Below are 14826 nucleotides of genomic sequence, written 5' to 3' on the forward strand. Positions count from 1 at the left end.
CAGGCGCCCTCGTTCTTTCGGAACGGGGGCGCTTTTTCGTACCCCACGCACGCCACACTGTGGTTGGCTTAAGTAATGAGTTTCACAGACCTGCACGCGTTGCTCCCGCTTGAAGCCACCGGCATGACCGCAACGTTAGGCTACATCGGCAGCGCCATCGTGCTCCTCGGGCTGGCTTTTGTAGTCATCCGCGCTATCCGCAAATACATCAAGGCCCCCAAAGGCTAAACAAGCGGCCACCCGGTGCAAGAATATCCGTACATACCTGCATGCAAGCTTATTCTTCCATGTATGTATGCAAGAATATGCCTACATAGCTAGGGGCTACCACCGGCCCCGCGAACGAGAGGCCTGAAATGAATACCGTGGCGGTGACGAAATTCCGCGACCTCGGCGCCGTGATCAAGGCCGTTCGTGAGTCCCGAGGCATCCGCCAAGACGACCTCGCTCAGGACCTCGCCATCTCCCGCCAATATTTGCAGGAATTGGAGAAGGGACGACCCAACCTCTATATCACCCGGCTCTTTCGCGCCCTGAACACGCTCGGCATCACCATCACCATTTCATACACTCTCAGTGACAAGACCGACGATCATGTCTAACGCACTGTCCGTCTTCCTCCACGAGGACTATCTCGGCGTGGTGGAAACCTATCGGAGCGGCCGGCAGCACGACAAGCACCGCATCATTTTCACTTGGGACAGCGACTACCGGCCTGGCTTGATCACCCTGACCGAATCGTTCGCGTCTCTTCCGGGTACTCGCCCAGACGCCACCTTGGTCTCCAACTTTTTCGGCGGCTATGCGCCGGACGGCAACCAGCGCGATTTGGTTCCGATTGGCACGAGCCTCACGGTCGAGCCCACTCGACGCACATCCTCAAACCGCAACTGCAATCCCGGCCCGGCCCGGGGGAATCTACAACGAGTTCTATAGCCATGAACTCGCCCGGCACATGGGGCTCTCTCAATTCAGCAGCGAGGTAATAGCCCTGGGCCAGACCACGTTCTTGGCTATCGAACGATTCGACCGTCGGGTCTCTGGCCGAAACGTTACCCTCGTACATCAGGAGGATGTCGCCCAAGCCCTGGGCCTGGACTGGCGCGACTCCGACGTGAAGTTTCAGGATGCCCGGTCGCCCATGAACCAGAACAGGCCGAGCGCACTGCGCATCGCCGAGTTGACGGGAACCTTCCGGGAATCAGCGACTGCCACGACGCAATGGTTGCGGCAACTGGTTTCTCACGTTCTCATTGGAAACAATGATGCCCACGCCAAGAACGTCGGACTTATCCACGACAGTGATGGCACCAGCATCTCGCAAATTTACGACGCCGTTCCGAACCTCTTCCAGCGTGGCCGGATCAACTGGGATCTGGCGATGGCAATCGACAACGTGTTCGATCACCGTAAGATCACGGTCGAGCGGCTGGTCAATGAGGCTCAATCGTGGTCAGTGCTGCGTAGAGACGTCATCGAGCCCACCATCTACAGCACCATTCACAGGTTCCAGGAAGCGCAATCTGCGCTCACCGCCCCCGCCGGCATCGATCCCGGCGTTGTCGACGGGCTCTCGTGGAATGCCGCCAGACTCGCGGCCGGCACCGAGATCAGCCGGCCGAAGGAACGATGAGCCACGCTTGACCCCCCTCCCTCTGAGGTTGCGTGGAAGACCGGCAGGCTTTGGGGCCCTGGCAACGATGGCGGCCGAGATCGAGCCCAGAACGATGACGATTCCCGCTATCTGAATCGGGGCAAGGTGCTCTCCGGCGATCGCCCAGCCGAGCAGGATCGCAACGACCGGGCTCAGCAGGCCGAGGAAGGCAATGGTGCTCGCCGCCAGACGCGCAATGCCGTGGAACCAGGCGACGTAGGCGAATGCGGTGCCGACCACGGAGAGATACGCGTAGCCGAGGAGGTTGGGCGCGGTCAACGGCGTGGTCGGGAGGCCCTCGAGCAGGAGCAGGACGGGCAGGAGGCTGAGTCCGCCGGCGATGAGTTGCCACGAAGTTGTCGCGAGCAGCGGCGCGGGCTGCCCCCACTTCTTGGAGAGCACGATCCCGGATGCCATGCACAGCGTGCCGCCGACCGCGGCCAGAATTCCGATAGCGTCAAGCCTCGCCTGCGCTTGGAGCACGATGAGACTCACTCCGAAGGCTCCGGCCGCACCGCCCGCCAGCACGCGCCCGGTCAGGCGCTCGTGCACTACTCGACTGGCGAGCACTGCGACCACGAGCGGTTGCAGACCTCCGACGATGGCGGCCACTCCGCCGGGCAGCCGGTAGGCCGCAATGAAGAGCAGGGCGAAGAACGCCCCGATATTGAGCACGCCGAGCACCCAGGATTTCCACCACCAGTCGCCGTGCGGTAACCGGCGGCAGAGAATCAGCAGCAGCAGCCCTGCGGGGAACGCGCGCAGGAATGCTGCGAGCAGGGGCCGATCGGCGGGCAGGAACATCGTCGTCGTCAGGTAGGTGGTGCCCCAGAGAATGGGGGCAAGGGCTGTGGTCGCCAACAGCAGGAATCGGTTGCTAAGCACTTAGCTATTATAGCTAAGTGCTTAGCAATTGCTAGGCTGGAACCATGGCAGACCAGGTTGATCGAATCCTTGAGCAGTGGAGCACCGAGAAGCCCGACCTCGATGTCTCCCCGATGGCCGTCATCGGCCGCTTGAGCCGCACCGCTCTGGCGATCGAGACCCGCCTGGCCGCGACCTTTACGCGGTACGGCCTGGACGCATCCTCTTTCGACGTGCTCGCCACGCTGCTGCGGAGTGGTGCGCCCTACCGGATCGCCCCGGCGGCGCTGGCCCGCGATGCGATGATCTCGACGAGCGCGGTGGCCCAACGGCTGAACAAACTGCAGACGCGAGGTCTGGTCAGCCGCGAGGCGAACCCCGACGATGGCCGCGGCACTCTGGTCGCGCTGACGGATGCCGGTAAGCGGCTCATCGATGCCGCCCTGGCCCCGCACGTCGAGACCGAGCGAGCCATCACCGCGATTCTCACTATCGAGGAACAATCGATCCTCGTGGGGCTGTTGCAGAGGATCAACGCTGCGGCAACGCGCGATTAGCTCAGGTAGCGCCCGAGCGAATCGAGCACGTCCTGCCATCCGTCGTAGAAGAATCCATCGCCCTTGGACCCGTCGACACCGCGCAGATCGAAGGTCATGCTTGTGCCGTTGTCAACGGGCTCGATGGTGATCGTGACGATTGGAGTGTCATCCGGGTCGCCGTGCGGCTCGCCCCAGGTGAAAACCAGGCGCTCGCGGGGCTTGATCTCGCGGAAGATGCCGCCGGAGACCACCGCGTTTGAGGACGTGACCGTATCTCTGGGCGGTTCGGCTAATCCGAAGGAGTCCCATCTTGCATCCGACCTTTGGAAACGGCCCGGATCGCCGTGAAATCAGGTAAGGGCGGGTTTGTCCTCATGCTCGACGAAGCGCAAGTACTCGTCGACGACAAAAACCGTGATGGGCAGCATCCGCTCTCACTGCTCGTTGCCGCTATCAACTCGCTTCAGGAGCAGCAGGTTCCAATCGCGCTCGTGCTTTGCGGCCTGCCTACCCTGATTGCGAACCTTCTCCCGGCTCGCACTTACAGCGAGCGAATGTTCCGCGGTGAAGAAGTTGGCCGCCTGACGCGCGCCCAGACCCGTGAAGCGTTCCTCCGTCCGCTGGATGGCACTGGCAAAGTAGCCACCGAGGACCTCGTGAGCGCCGTACTGGACGACGTAGAAGGGTATCCGTATTTCGTTCAGTTGTGGGGTGCCGAGCTCTGGGAGGATGCGATCGACTCCTCATCGAACGTCTTGACCGTGGAGTTACTTCAAGGGCTCCGCGAGGCGATATTCAGGCGCTTGGACCACGATTTTTATGCGCCCCGGCTTGACGCGCTCACGCCTGCCGAGCAGGACCTTCTCCTGCTGGCCGGCGCGTGCGAGTATCCTCCGCTACGGACGGCCGACATACACCAAGTCACCTCTCGCAAGCAGGGCAACGTCAACGTCAACGTCTTGATGGGCAGGCTGGCGGATCAGGGTGTGGTTTACCGGCTACAAAAAGGTCTCTACGAATACACTGCACCGAAGTTTCACGAGTATCTGATTCGGCGACAGCGAAGCACGACCTGGACATGATGCCCCGTTCGATCAACGGAGCGAACGCAAGTACCGCCTGCGCGCGACCAGCTGCGCGACTCTGAGCAGCGGGTAGAGAGCTCGCCACGGTTGCTGCGGCGCCGCCCTCGTGAGCGAGCGCACGGTGAGATGCACTTCGTCGCCATGGCGGTGCACGATGAACGACTCCTCACCGCTGACCGGATGCCCGGGCAGGGTTCGATAGGCAAACCCGACCCGGTCCGGCTCGTCGACGACGACCACGACCTCCACCGGCTCGACGACGGTCAGGTGGACCAGGCGTGCCGTGACGATTACCCGGTCGCCGGGCGACACCGCACCCGGTGAGTCCACCGCAAACCTGCTCGCGGTCTTCACCCGCCACCGAAGCACATCCCGGGCGGCGCGCTCCCAGACCGCGTCACCACGTCCCACGACCCCCGACACTTCCGATCGGCTAAATCGTGGGTCGCTCGGCTGCCAGTCGCCAAGGTCAGGGCTGGTCATGATCTGCGTTCTGCCACGGGCCGCTCCCCCATCTCGCGGGCAAGACTGAGTGTGCGCGTCATCTGCCCAGTCAAGCGCATCGGTGACGGCGGTGATGGTCAATACGTCAACCACCGCAGCACAATCCACCACGATCACGCGCCCGGCCGCTCCTGTAGCTGACCCAAACGCTCGGTTCGGGCGCTCGCGAGCGTCTCCAGTGCCGATACCTCTGCCCGCTCAGCCCGTCGGGCCGCACGAGCGAGCACCTCACCAACGGTCGGCCGTGCCACCTCTCGGTCGAGGAGGTCGAGCAGGTAGGAGTTCAGTGACTCACCGCGATCAGCGGCCCGCGCTTTCAGCGCACGACGAGCATCATCGGGCACATTTCTAATCTGCAAGAGAGAACTCATGGAGGCACATTAGCTCAACTATGATGCACTTTGCATATTTTTGCTCAGTGGGCCGGGATCCCCTCGGGCGCCGAGGAGGGGGTGACGGCATCCGCTTTGGTGCATGGCGAAGCGGATGATGCTGCTCCACGAGGGCGCGCTCGTCACCGTCGGCACGGAGACCTTCGCGCATCCGGTCGAAGTCGCCCGCGACGTGGCCCGCCCGCTGAGCGCCGCGCGGTCGGGTCGGCCGCCGGTTCCGCCCGCCGCCCGGTAGGCCAGCGCCCCAGAAACGCATGAGCGCGCCCAAAACGGGTGGCCGCTACGCCCGTTACCGTAGCGCGCACCCGTTTCGGGCGCGGCCACGAGCGGATGCCGGTGCCGGGCACACAAGAAGGGCCGGCTCACGAGAGCCGGCCCTTCTTTACTTGGGGATCACTCCCACTCAATCGTTCCCGGCGGCTTACTCGTGACGTCCAGCACCACGCGGTTGACCCCGTCGACCTCGTTGGTGATGCGGTTCGAGATCTTGGCCAGCAGGTCGTAGGGCAGCCGGGTCCAGTCGGCGGTCATGGCGTCCTCGCTCGACACCGGGCGCAGCACGATCGGGTGGCCGTAGGTGCGGCCGTCGCCCTGCACGCCCACCGAGCGCACGTCGGCGAGCAGCACGACCGGGCACTGCCAGATCTCGCGGTCGAGGCCGGCGGCGGTCAGCTCGGCGCGCACGATGGCATCCGCTTGACGGAGCAGGTCGAGGCGTTCCTGGGTGATCGAGCCGACGATGCGAATTCCGAGGCCGGGGCCGGGGAACGGCTGGCGCTGCACGATTTCGGCCGGCAGGCCGAGTTCGGCGCCGATGGCCCGTACCTCGTCTTTGAACAGGGTGCGCAGCGGTTCGACCAGTTCGAACTGCAGGTCTTCGGGCAGGCCGCCGACGTTGTGGTGGCTCTTGATGTTCGCGGTGCCGCTGCCGCCGCCGGATTCGACGACGTCGGGGTACAGGGTGCCCTGCACGAGGAAGGCGATCGGATCGCCGTCTGTTTCGGCGGCTTCCTTGATGAGCTCGGCCTGGGCCTGCTCGAAGGTGCGAATGAACTCGCGGCCGATGATTTTGCGCTTGGTCTCCGGATCGCTCACGCCCTCGAGGGCGGTCAGGAACTGCTCGCGCACGTCGACCGTGACCAGACGGATTCCGGTGGCCTTGACGTAATCCTCTTCAACCTGGCGGCGTTCGTCCTGGCGCAGCAGACCGTGGTCGACAAAGACGCAGACCAGCTGGTCGCCGATGGCCTTGTGCACGAGGGCCGCGGCCACGGCGGAGTCGACTCCGCCGGACAGGCCACAGATAACCTTGCCGGTTCCGACCTGGGCGCGAATCTTCGCGACCTGCTCGGCGATGACGTTGCCGCTGTTCCAGTCGGCGTTGATACCGGCGGCGCGGTGCAGAAAGTTTTCAAGCACGTGCTGGCCGTTTTCGGAGTGCTTGACCTCCGGGTGCCACTGCACGCCGTAGAGCCGCTTCTCGTCATTGGCGAACGCGGCGACCGGGGTCGACACCGAGGAGGCGAGCACGGTGAAGCCGTCGGGCGCGGTGGCGACCGAGTCGCCGTGGCTCATCCAGACCGTCTGGCTGTCGGGCTGGTTCGCCAGCAGCACGTTGCCTGCGTTGCTCACGGTGACCGGGGTCGAGCCGTATTCGCGGGCCCCGGTGTGGGCGACGGTCCCGCCGAGGGCGGTCGCCATCACCTGGAAGCCGTAGCAAATGCCGAGCACGGGCACGCCGAGCTCGAAGATCGAGGCGTCGAAAGCTGGTGCGCCCTCGGCATAGACGCTGGACGGTCCACCGCTCAAAACGATTCCGCGTGGGTTCTTGGCGAGCACTTCGGCGGCGGTGATGGTGTGCGGCACAATCTCCGAATAAACGGATGCCTCCCGCACGCGCCTTGCGATCAGCTGCGCATACTGCGCACCGAAGTCGACCACGAGAACGGGGCGATCCAGCCCGGAGTCGGTGATGGGGGCATCCGCTGGAATGGTCATGCTTGGGCCTTCGCCTTCTCGGCAAGTGCCGCGGTCTTTTCGATATTCTCGGCGAGGAAACGCTTCACCGTGCGAGCAACGGGAACCTCGACGATGAAGGATAGGGTGGGAACGACGCCGCCGAGGGCGATGAGCACGAAGCGCCAGAACGGCCAGCGCATGAGGCTCCAGAGGCGGAAGTCGGCGAACAGGTAGAGCACGTAGAACCAGCCGTGCGCGATCAGAATGCCGGTGCTGAGGTTGATCGCGGCGACCGTGTCGGTCGGAACGAGCGCGAGAAACCCCTGCGAACCGCCCATCTCGATCTCGTGGCCGAAGCCGTACTTGATGACCATTTCGATGCAGAGCAGCAGCAGGAAGACGCCGGTGATGGTCGATGACACCTGGTACAGCCGCAGCGCACCGGGAATTCTGGAGATATCGGCGGGCTTGGGTAGACGAGGCATGTGCCTAATTCTACGTGAGCGCAGTGAGGGCTTCGGCGTCTTCAATTTCGCGCTCAAGGGCGTCGCGCACCAGGCGGTACCAGAGGAACACGGCGAAGCCGGCGAAGACGACCCACTCGATGGCATAGAAGATGTTCAGCCAGTTCAGCGACTGGTCGACTTCCGGCACCGGGGAATCGATCACATCAAGGCCGGGCGCTGCTTCGGCATCGACGATGTAGCCGGAATAGACCGACTCGTCGCTGAAATCGGCCCACAGATTGATCAGAGCGGATGGCGCGACCTTGGTCATTTCCATCGAGTCGCCCTCCGGGTCGGGCAACTCCGGGGCCTCACCGGTGAGAAAGCGTCCGGTCAGCGTGACGGGAGCGTTCGCCGGTTCCGTCGCCAATACCTCCATGACCGACTGGGCGGTGGCCTGGTCGGGACCCCAGCCGCGCGCGACGGCGACGCTGGCGGCAGCATCCGTTTGAAAATGGCTGACCACCCAGAAACCATCGATGCCGCCGTTGAGGCGCGTGGTGATGAGCTGCTCGTCGCCGGGCACCCAGGAGCCCGTCGTCGTGACCATTTGGCCGGTCGCGATCTGCGTCACCGTACCGTCGGGCTGCACGACCTCGGCGAGCGGTTTGACCTGCTCGGTGCTGCGTTCCACGACCACGCCGGATTCGATGGCGCGCTCAAGCTGCCAGTGTCCGAGCAGGGCGAACGCCGCTGCGACGCCGAGGGCCAGCAGCAGCGCGAGCACCCAGCGGGGGCGCAGCATCATTCTGATCACGAATAATCACCTGTATGGGTTTCTCGCCCGGGTTTGCGTGCCGGTCTGTCGGCGTCATCATCGGGATCTGGGGAGTGCTGGCCGAGCGCGAAATCGGCCATTGAATCTAAGTGTTTCGCTTGGGTAACCGTATCGTCCGCCGCATGGGAATTGACCGAGTCACGTTTGGCCGCGCTCCGGGTGTGCTCGTCAGCGTCCGCGGCCTGGGCCGCCGTCGCCGCCTCGACGAGGGCGATCTCCTCGTCCCGCATCGGATTGCGCGCTGCCCCCGTAGTAACGGATGCCGGCACCCGGTGGCGCAGTGCCGACCCGATCTTCTCCGAATTCGCCGCGAACAGCGGGCCGAGGATGGCCATGGAGAGCACGTACAGGCCGGCGAACGGTTGCAGGCGCGGGTCGAGCCCGGCCGACACCGACAGGGTCGCCAGAATCAAGGTGAACTCGCCGCGGTTGACGAAGATCGCGGCCGTATTGAGGGCTTCGCGTGGCCCCATTTTGTGCAGCCACGCCAGCAGCGCGCCCGAGAGCAGGCTGAGCACAAAGGTCATCCCGATGGCGATGAACACCACACCGATCACCGAACCGAACTGGGCGATATCGAGGGCGAGGCCGAAGTTGAGAAAGAAGAACGCCGCGAAGATATCGCGGAGGGGCACGGCGACACGTTCGATCTTGGCGCGGTAGCTGCTCGCGCCGAGCACGACGCCGATCAGAAACGCGCCGATGGCATCCGTCACGCCGATGATCTCGCCGATGCCGGCGAACAGCACGACCAGGCCGAAGAACAAAATGGTAAACAGTTCGTCGTCCTTGGTGCGCATGAGACGCGACACCACCCGGCCGCCCCAGCGGGCGAGAGAGAACATCGCGACGAGAAAGAGGAACGCGATGGACAGCTGCAACACGATCGGCCAGATCTCGGTTTTGCCGCTGAGCACGACGGAGACGATGGAGAGGTAGATCGCGATGAAGATGTCACCCACGACGGTCACGCCGAGGATCATCGGTGTCTCTTTGTTGGCCAGGCGGCGCAGTTCGATGAGCAGTTTGGTGATGATCGCGCTCGACGACGTGCCGGTCATACCGGCGATGACGAGGGCTTCGCGAGGGCCCCAGCCCACGAGCATGCCGAAGATGAAACCCGCGCCCATGTTGATGAGCACCCAGGAACCGCCGGAGATGATCAGCGTCTTGGCGTTGCCGAAGAATTCTTCCTGGTCGAATTCGAGGCCGAGGCTGAAGAGCAGCAGGATCAGGCCGAACACGGCGATGAGTTCGATATCGCCGGATTCGAAGTCGAGGGGAAAGAAGTCGGTGTTGGGGCTGGCGAGCACGCCCACGATCATGTAGATCGGGATGGTGGGGAGCCCGATCACCTTGCCCAGGCGGCCAAGAACGTAGGCGACGACGAGCAGGATGCCGAGAACGAGGAGGTCTTCGCCCACGTGCATCGCTTACCCCCCGGGTGGAGCGTCGACGGTCTTCGCCTTCACTTCACCGGTACGAAAGAACGCGAAGGCCTTGACGACCTTTTCCGGCGAGCCGGCGACGACGAGGGTGTCACCGGGGAAGACCTTGAAGTCGGCGGCGGGGGCCGGGTTGGCGGATTCGCCGCGCACCACGGCGACGACGGTGAGGCCCGCGATGCCACGGTCGGCCGGATTGCCCAGGGCCTGGCCGGCGATGTGGTCTTCGTAGTCGACGGTGAACCAGTCGATGCTGAGGCCCGGGATCTGGTCGAGGGCGCTGAGCGACTCGGTGATCTGGGTACCTCCGAGCAGCTCGGCGAGGGTGTGCGCCTCGTCTTCGCTAAGCCGCAGCGAAACCTTGCTCGCGTCCGGGCCACCTTCATCATCGGCGAAGGTAATGAGGTCGCTGTGGCCAGATCGGTGGGCGATGACGCCGACCTTGCCACCGTCATCCGTGATGAAGGTGTGCAGTACCCCCACGCCGGGAAGTTTGACCCGCCGAACATCAACCATTGTCATGACTCCTGAGGTAGAGGGCAGTAGCCCTATTCTACCGGAGCCGCTTTTGCCGCCGCGCGCCCCTCGCCGCGCCTCCGCTTCACTCGTGCGCTCGACCAGCGGATGCCCGCGCCCCAAGGGTGCCCGCGCCCCATTTCGGTAGCCGCTACGCCGATTACCGTAGCGGCTACCCAAACCGGGCGCGCCCAAGCCGCCGCGCCGCCGAGTTATGCACAGATTGCGCCCGGGCGACCGCTCCAGACACTTCGCGTGCCACTCTCATGTCATGTCAGTCGCATCCGTGGATCCGCTCAGCACCCTCGTGGCCATCACACGAGCGGATGGCCTCGTCTTACGCTGCGACGCTGCAGCGCTCGGCCTCGAGCAGGAATTGCGCCGTGAATTCTCGCGGGGGCAGCTCATGCGCATCCGTTATGGGGTCTATGTGGGCACCAGTTTGTGGTCGAAGCTCGGCCCGAACGCTCGCTACCTGTCCCGCATTCGCGCCTACGCAGCAGTTTGTCCCGAACCGCCCGTGTTCTCGCACCATTCCGCGGCGGCGATCTGGGCGTTGCCGCGACCCGCAGCCTGGCCGACGGATGTCCATATCACCGTCCCCGAGGCATCCGGCGGCCGATCGAGACACGGGGTCGTTCGGCACACTGCGGGACCGCCGCGGCGTGTCGTCGAACGCGACGGGCTCCGGGTGACGACGGTCACTGACACCGCGGTCGAGATGGCCCGCGTTCTGCCGTTTGCAGATGCCGTCGCGATGATGGATCGTGCCATCCACATTCCCCGGCGGGGCATCAGCCTGGCGACTCGAGAGGATTTGGATCGGTCTCTCGAGGCCCTCGCCGGTCCGGCGCGAGCGAAGGGACGGGCGACAGCGCTCCGAGTGGCCCAGTTCGCGTCTACGCAATCAGGCTCGGGCGGCGAATCGGTCAGCCGGGCCAACATCCATTTGCTCGGATTCGAGGCTCCCGAATTGCAGGTGCGCTTTGACGACGCAGATGGCTTCATCGCCTACGTCGACTTCTTCTGGCGCAGCATCAACAAGGTCGGCGAGTTCGACGGCCTCGGCAAGTACATCAAGGAGGAGTACCTTCGCGGCCTCACCACAGCCCAAGCCGTGATGGCTGAGAAGAGCCGCGAAGACCGGGTTCGGGCGCTCGGGCCGACATTTGCCCGGTGGGACTGGGCGATCGCCCGAGACCTGATCGTCTTCGGCGAATTCCTGAGCAGCCATGGAATCCCCCGTGCAATCCATGCGCGTGCCCCATCACTGGCATGACCAGTGGATGACCGCGCCCTATTTCGGTAGCCGCTACGCCGATTACCGTAGCGGCTACCCAAACCGGGCGCGGGCATCCGCTCGAGGCCGTGGCGGCCATCCAAAGCGGGCGCGGTCCTGACCGGAGGGCCGCTAGGTGGTCACGACGATATCGGGGGCCTCGAGGCGCACCCGGTCGGCGGACTCGTCGTCCGGCTGCTCCTGCGAAGCCCGCTCAGCGGCGACCCGGGTGAGGTAGAAGCCGACCTCACGGTCGATTCGCTCCTGGTCCCAGCCGAGCACGCCGGCCATGAGCGCTGCGGCGACCGGTGCTGCCGACACCCCGCGATCCCACGCCTCGATCGAGATGCGGGTACGCCGAGCCAGCACGTCTTCGAGGTGCAGCGCGCCCTCGTGCGAGGCCGCGTAGACCACTTCGGCTCCGATGTAGTCGTCGGCGCCGGGCAACGGTTCGGCGAGCGCCGGGGTGGCGCGAATCAGGTCGAGCAGCTCGTCGGTGAGGGTGCCGTACCGGTTGAGCAGGTGTTCGACGCGCACGGTGTGCAGGCCGAACGCCCTGGCGATCTTGCCGCGCTTGTTCCAGGCGGCCTGGTATCCCTCGGCCCCCAGCAAGGGGATGTCGTGGGTCACCGACGCGGGAATGCGCCCGTCGAGAGCGGACGCTGCGGCATCCACTGCATCTTTGGCCATGATGCGGTACGTGGTCCACTTGCCGCCGGCGATGACGACGAGGCCGGGAACGGAATGCCCGACAAGGTGTTCGCGGGAGAGCTTGGAGGTCTGGTCACTCTCGCCGGCCAGCAGCGGACGCAGCCCGGCGTAGACGCCCTCGACATCTTCACGGGTGAGCGGCACGCTCAGCACGGAGTTGATGTGCTCGAGGATGTAGTCGATATCGGCGGCCGTCGCGGCCGGGTGCGCCTTGTCGAGGTACCAGTCGGTGTCGGTCGTGCCGATGAGCCAGTGTCGGCCCCACGGAATCACAAACAGTACGCTTTTCTCGGTGCGCAGCAGCAGTCCCATCGCGCTCTGGAACCGGTCGCGCGGCACCACGAGGTGCACGCCCTTCGACGCCCGCACCTTGAAGGTGCCGCGTTCGCCGACCATGCGCTGGGTATCGTCAGTCCAGACACCGGTCGCATTCACGATCTGCTTGGCCCGCACGTCGAAACGTTCATCGGTCTGCAGGTCGTGGGCGTGCACGCCGACGACGCGCTCCCCTACCTTGATGAATCCCTCGACCCGCACCCGGCTGGCGGCGTGCGCGCCGTAGAACGAGGCGGTGCGTACAAGCGAGGACACGTAGCGAGCGTCATCGACCTGGGCGTCGTAGTAGGTGATTCCGCCGACCAGGGCGTTGTTGGTCAGGCTCGGGATAAGCTTTTGCACCTGGTTCTTGGACAGGTGACGGTGGTGCGGCACGCCGGGCGGACGCCCGCCGGTGTACGAGAAGATGTCGTAGAGCAGCATGCCTGCACCGATGTAGAACCGTTCGGTGAAGCGTTTCTTGAGGGGATACAGGAACCGCACCGGCTTCACGAGGTGCGGCGCGATGCGCTGCAACAGCAGGCCCCGCTCGGTGAGCGCCTCCCGCACCAGACGAAAGTCCAGCTGCTCCAGATAGCGGATGCCGCCGTGCACGAGCTTGGACGACCGGCTCGATGTGCCAGAGGCCCAGTCCCGCGCCTCCAGAATGCCGACGCTCAACCCGCGCGTGACGGCATCGAGAGCGGCCCCGGCACCGACGATTCCGCCGCCGACCACGAGAATGTCGAGCTCTCTGTCTTTGAGCTTGGCCAGGGCCGCCTCGCGCTCCTCCGGCCCTAATCTCGAGGATCGCGTCACTGAATTAGTGACGACTGAATTAGTGACGGCTGAATTAGTCCCTGCTGAAATGTGCGGTACCGAATTGTGGGAGGCCATGACTACTCCTGTTCAGACTCCGTGTTCAAGTTCAAGCGGCGTGTTGCAACAACACTGTTGCGTTACTGCATTGTGGCGGGTGAAGCTGTGTACCGACGGAACGGGCTGACTTCGTTGTTGATCTAAACCGACGCCAGTTCTCACCGATATTGATTTAAGCCGACGTTAGTTCACTCGGTACGGCGCGACAACCACTTCAACCCGTTGAAATTCTTTGAGATCGGAGTAACCGGTGGTCGCCATCGATCGACGCAGCGCGCCGATCAGGTTGGCGGTGCCGTCGGCGACCGGGGCCGGGCCGTAGAGGATCTCTTCGAGCGGCGCGACGGTGCCGACCTCGACGCGCTTGCCGCGCGGCAACTGCGGGTGGTGCGCCTCGGCGCCCCAATGGAATCCGCCGCCGGGAGCATCCGTTGCCCGGGCGAGCGCGGTGCCGAGCATGACGGCGTCGGCGCCGCAGGCGATCGCCTTGACGATGTCGCCCGAGGTGCCCAGCCCTCCGTCTGCGATGACGTGCACGTAACGCCCGCCGGACTCGTCCATGTAGTCGCGGCGCGCGCCGGCGACATCCGCTACGGCGGTGGCCATCGGCGCGTGGATGCCGAGGGTCGCGCGGGTGGTCGACGCGGCTCCCCCGCCGAAACCGACCAGAACGCCCGCCGCCCCGGTGCGCATGAGGTGCAGGGCCGCCGTGTAGGTGGCAGCGCCGCCGACGATGACGGGAACGTCGAGCTCGTAGATGAACTTCTTGAGGTTGAGCGGTTCCTGGTTCTGCGAGACGTGCTCGGCCGAGACCGTGGTGCCGCGGATGACGAACAGGTCAACGCCGGCGGCAACGACGGTTTCGTAGAGTTCCTGGGTGCGCTGGGGCGAGAGAGCCCCAGCCACGGTGACTCCGCCGGCGCGAATCTCGGCCAGGCGCGCGGTGACAAGCTCCGGCTGGATCGGGGCGGAGTACATCTCCTGCATGCGCGCGGTCGCCTTATCGGCGGGCAGACTGCGAATTTCGGCGAGCAACGGCTCGGGGTTCTCGTGCCGGGTCCACAGCCCCTCGAGGTCGAGCACGCCCACGCCGCCGAGCTGGCCCATCATGATTGCCGTGGTGGGCGAGACGACGGAGTCCATCGGCGCAGCCAGCACCGGAATGGCGAACTGGTAGGCGTCGATGGTCCAGCCGACCGACACGTCCTCCGGATCACGGGTGCGCCGACTGGGCACCACCGCGATGTCGTCGAAGGCGTACACGCGGCGAGCGCGCTTGGAGCGGCCGATCTCGATTTCCATGGTTCCAGTTTAGAGGGAGCCACCGACATCCCCATTTCCTGCGGATGCCGTCACCCGGCATCCGCAGGCCGCCAGCGCGGGCCGCCTAGACAACGTGA

General features: G+C 64.8%; 18 protein-coding genes and 1 pseudogene. 8 read left to right on the forward strand and 11 right to left on the reverse strand.

Features of this window, described 5'->3' with window-relative positions; translation table 11 throughout:
- Nucleotides 1-75 precede the first annotated feature (75 nt).
- From E3T31_RS17750 to E3T31_RS18690, 4 genes and pseudogenes are all read left to right on the forward strand, one after another.
- Nucleotides 76-228 carry a hypothetical protein gene (locus tag E3T31_RS17750; RefSeq protein ID WP_166788446.1) on the forward strand — a complete coding sequence of 51 codons (153 nt, stop codon included), beginning with the start codon at nucleotides 76-78 and terminating at the stop codon, nucleotides 226-228.
- Between the two features lie 128 nt (nucleotides 229-356).
- Entirely contained in the window at nucleotides 357-602 is a 246-nt protein-coding gene (locus tag E3T31_RS08960) for a helix-turn-helix domain-containing protein (RefSeq protein WP_134468425.1), read from the forward strand.
- Entirely contained in the window at nucleotides 595-936 is a 342-nt protein-coding gene (locus tag E3T31_RS17755; RefSeq protein WP_166788447.1) for a hypothetical protein, read from the forward strand. Before E3T31_RS08960 ends, E3T31_RS17755 begins: the two co-directional genes overlap by 8 nt.
- A 19-nt stretch (nucleotides 937-955) precedes the next feature.
- Nucleotides 956-1372 (forward strand): annotated as a pseudogene (locus E3T31_RS18690) (HipA domain-containing protein); the annotation flags it as partial.
- A gap of 81 nt (nucleotides 1373-1453) precedes the next feature.
- Here E3T31_RS18690 and E3T31_RS08970 read toward each other — a convergent pair.
- A complete protein-coding gene (locus E3T31_RS08970; protein ID WP_134468427.1) occupies nucleotides 1454-2539 on the reverse strand; it encodes a DMT family transporter in 1086 nt (361 codons plus the stop codon).
- 44 nt (nucleotides 2540-2583) lie between these two features.
- Here E3T31_RS08970 and E3T31_RS08975 point away from each other — a divergent pair, with 44 nt between their 5' ends.
- Nucleotides 2584-3075: a MarR family winged helix-turn-helix transcriptional regulator gene (locus E3T31_RS08975; protein ID WP_134468428.1), complete on the forward strand. Its 492-nt coding sequence runs from the start codon at nucleotides 2584-2586 to the stop codon at nucleotides 3073-3075.
- Here the strand turns inward: E3T31_RS08975 and E3T31_RS08980 are convergent.
- Nucleotides 3072-3308, reverse strand: a complete 237-nt coding sequence (locus E3T31_RS08980) for an SRPBCC family protein (RefSeq protein ID WP_134468429.1) — start codon at nucleotides 3306-3308, stop codon at nucleotides 3072-3074. The two genes, E3T31_RS08975 and E3T31_RS08980, sit on opposite strands and share 4 nt — an antisense overlap.
- A gap of 93 nt (nucleotides 3309-3401) precedes the next feature.
- Here E3T31_RS08980 and E3T31_RS08985 point away from each other — a divergent pair, with 93 nt between their 5' ends.
- Nucleotides 3402-4139 (forward strand): hypothetical protein, encoded by a 738-nt coding sequence (locus E3T31_RS08985; protein ID WP_134468430.1) that lies wholly within the window; start codon nucleotides 3402-3404, stop codon nucleotides 4137-4139.
- Between the two features lie 12 nt (nucleotides 4140-4151).
- Here the strand turns inward: E3T31_RS08985 and E3T31_RS08990 are convergent, their stop codons facing one another.
- Nucleotides 4152-4625: a DUF1990 family protein gene (locus E3T31_RS08990; protein WP_134468431.1), complete on the reverse strand. Its 474-nt coding sequence runs from the start codon at nucleotides 4623-4625 to the stop codon at nucleotides 4152-4154.
- 134 nt (nucleotides 4626-4759) lie between these two features.
- Nucleotides 4760-5017 (reverse strand): hypothetical protein, encoded by a 258-nt coding sequence (locus E3T31_RS08995; protein ID WP_134468432.1) that lies wholly within the window; start codon nucleotides 5015-5017, stop codon nucleotides 4760-4762.
- Nucleotides 5018-5132: 115 nt separating this feature from the next.
- Between E3T31_RS08995 and E3T31_RS17765 the strand changes: the two genes are divergently transcribed.
- The gene (locus E3T31_RS17765; protein WP_166788448.1) at nucleotides 5133-5273 is read left to right on the forward strand and encodes a hypothetical protein; all 141 of its coding nucleotides are present in this window, start codon (nucleotides 5133-5135) and stop codon (nucleotides 5271-5273) included.
- A 158-nt stretch (nucleotides 5274-5431) separates the two neighbouring features.
- Here the strand turns inward: E3T31_RS17765 and guaA are convergent, their stop codons facing one another.
- Genes guaA through E3T31_RS09020 form a run of 5 tightly spaced genes read right to left on the reverse strand, consistent with a single transcriptional unit; the run spans nucleotide 5432 to nucleotide 10242 of the window.
- Entirely contained in the window at nucleotides 5432-7036 is a 1605-nt protein-coding gene (guaA, locus tag E3T31_RS09000; RefSeq protein ID WP_134468433.1) for a glutamine-hydrolyzing GMP synthase, read from the reverse strand.
- Nucleotides 7033-7482 (reverse strand): DUF3817 domain-containing protein, encoded by a 450-nt coding sequence (locus tag E3T31_RS09005; RefSeq protein ID WP_134468434.1) that lies wholly within the window; start codon nucleotides 7480-7482, stop codon nucleotides 7033-7035. The genes guaA and E3T31_RS09005 overlap by 4 nt, the downstream gene beginning before the upstream one ends.
- A 10-nt stretch (nucleotides 7483-7492) precedes the next feature.
- Complete coding sequence (locus E3T31_RS09010) at nucleotides 7493-8251, reverse strand: SURF1 family protein (RefSeq protein WP_241977801.1); 759 nt, start codon at nucleotides 8249-8251, stop codon at nucleotides 7493-7495.
- Nucleotides 8252-8256: 5 nt separating this feature from the next.
- On the reverse strand, nucleotides 8257-9711 hold the full coding sequence (locus tag E3T31_RS09015; protein WP_134468436.1) for a cation:proton antiporter: 1455 nt from the start codon (nucleotides 9709-9711) through the stop codon (nucleotides 8257-8259).
- A 3-nt stretch (nucleotides 9712-9714) separates the two neighbouring features.
- Nucleotides 9715-10242, reverse strand: a complete 528-nt coding sequence (locus tag E3T31_RS09020) for a cation:proton antiporter regulatory subunit (protein ID WP_134468437.1) — start codon at nucleotides 10240-10242, stop codon at nucleotides 9715-9717.
- Nucleotides 10243-10513: 271 nt separating this feature from the next.
- Here E3T31_RS09020 and E3T31_RS09025 point away from each other — a divergent pair, with 271 nt between their 5' ends.
- Nucleotides 10514-11521: a hypothetical protein gene (locus tag E3T31_RS09025; RefSeq protein ID WP_134468438.1), complete on the forward strand. Its 1008-nt coding sequence runs from the start codon at nucleotides 10514-10516 to the stop codon at nucleotides 11519-11521.
- A 132-nt stretch (nucleotides 11522-11653) separates the two neighbouring features.
- On the opposite strand, the gene E3T31_RS09030 is transcribed toward E3T31_RS09025, so the two are convergent.
- Entirely contained in the window at nucleotides 11654-13366 is a 1713-nt protein-coding gene (locus E3T31_RS09030; RefSeq protein ID WP_134468439.1) for a glycerol-3-phosphate dehydrogenase/oxidase, read from the reverse strand.
- Between the two features lie 243 nt (nucleotides 13367-13609).
- On the reverse strand, nucleotides 13610-14728 hold the full coding sequence (locus E3T31_RS09035; protein WP_104132231.1) for a GuaB3 family IMP dehydrogenase-related protein: 1119 nt from the start codon (nucleotides 14726-14728) through the stop codon (nucleotides 13610-13612).
- Nucleotides 14729-14826 lie beyond the last annotated feature (98 nt).

Source organism: Cryobacterium sp. TMS1-13-1, from assembly GCF_004403125.1.
GTDB lineage: Bacteria > Actinomycetota > Actinomycetes > Actinomycetales > Microbacteriaceae > Cryobacterium > Cryobacterium levicorallinum.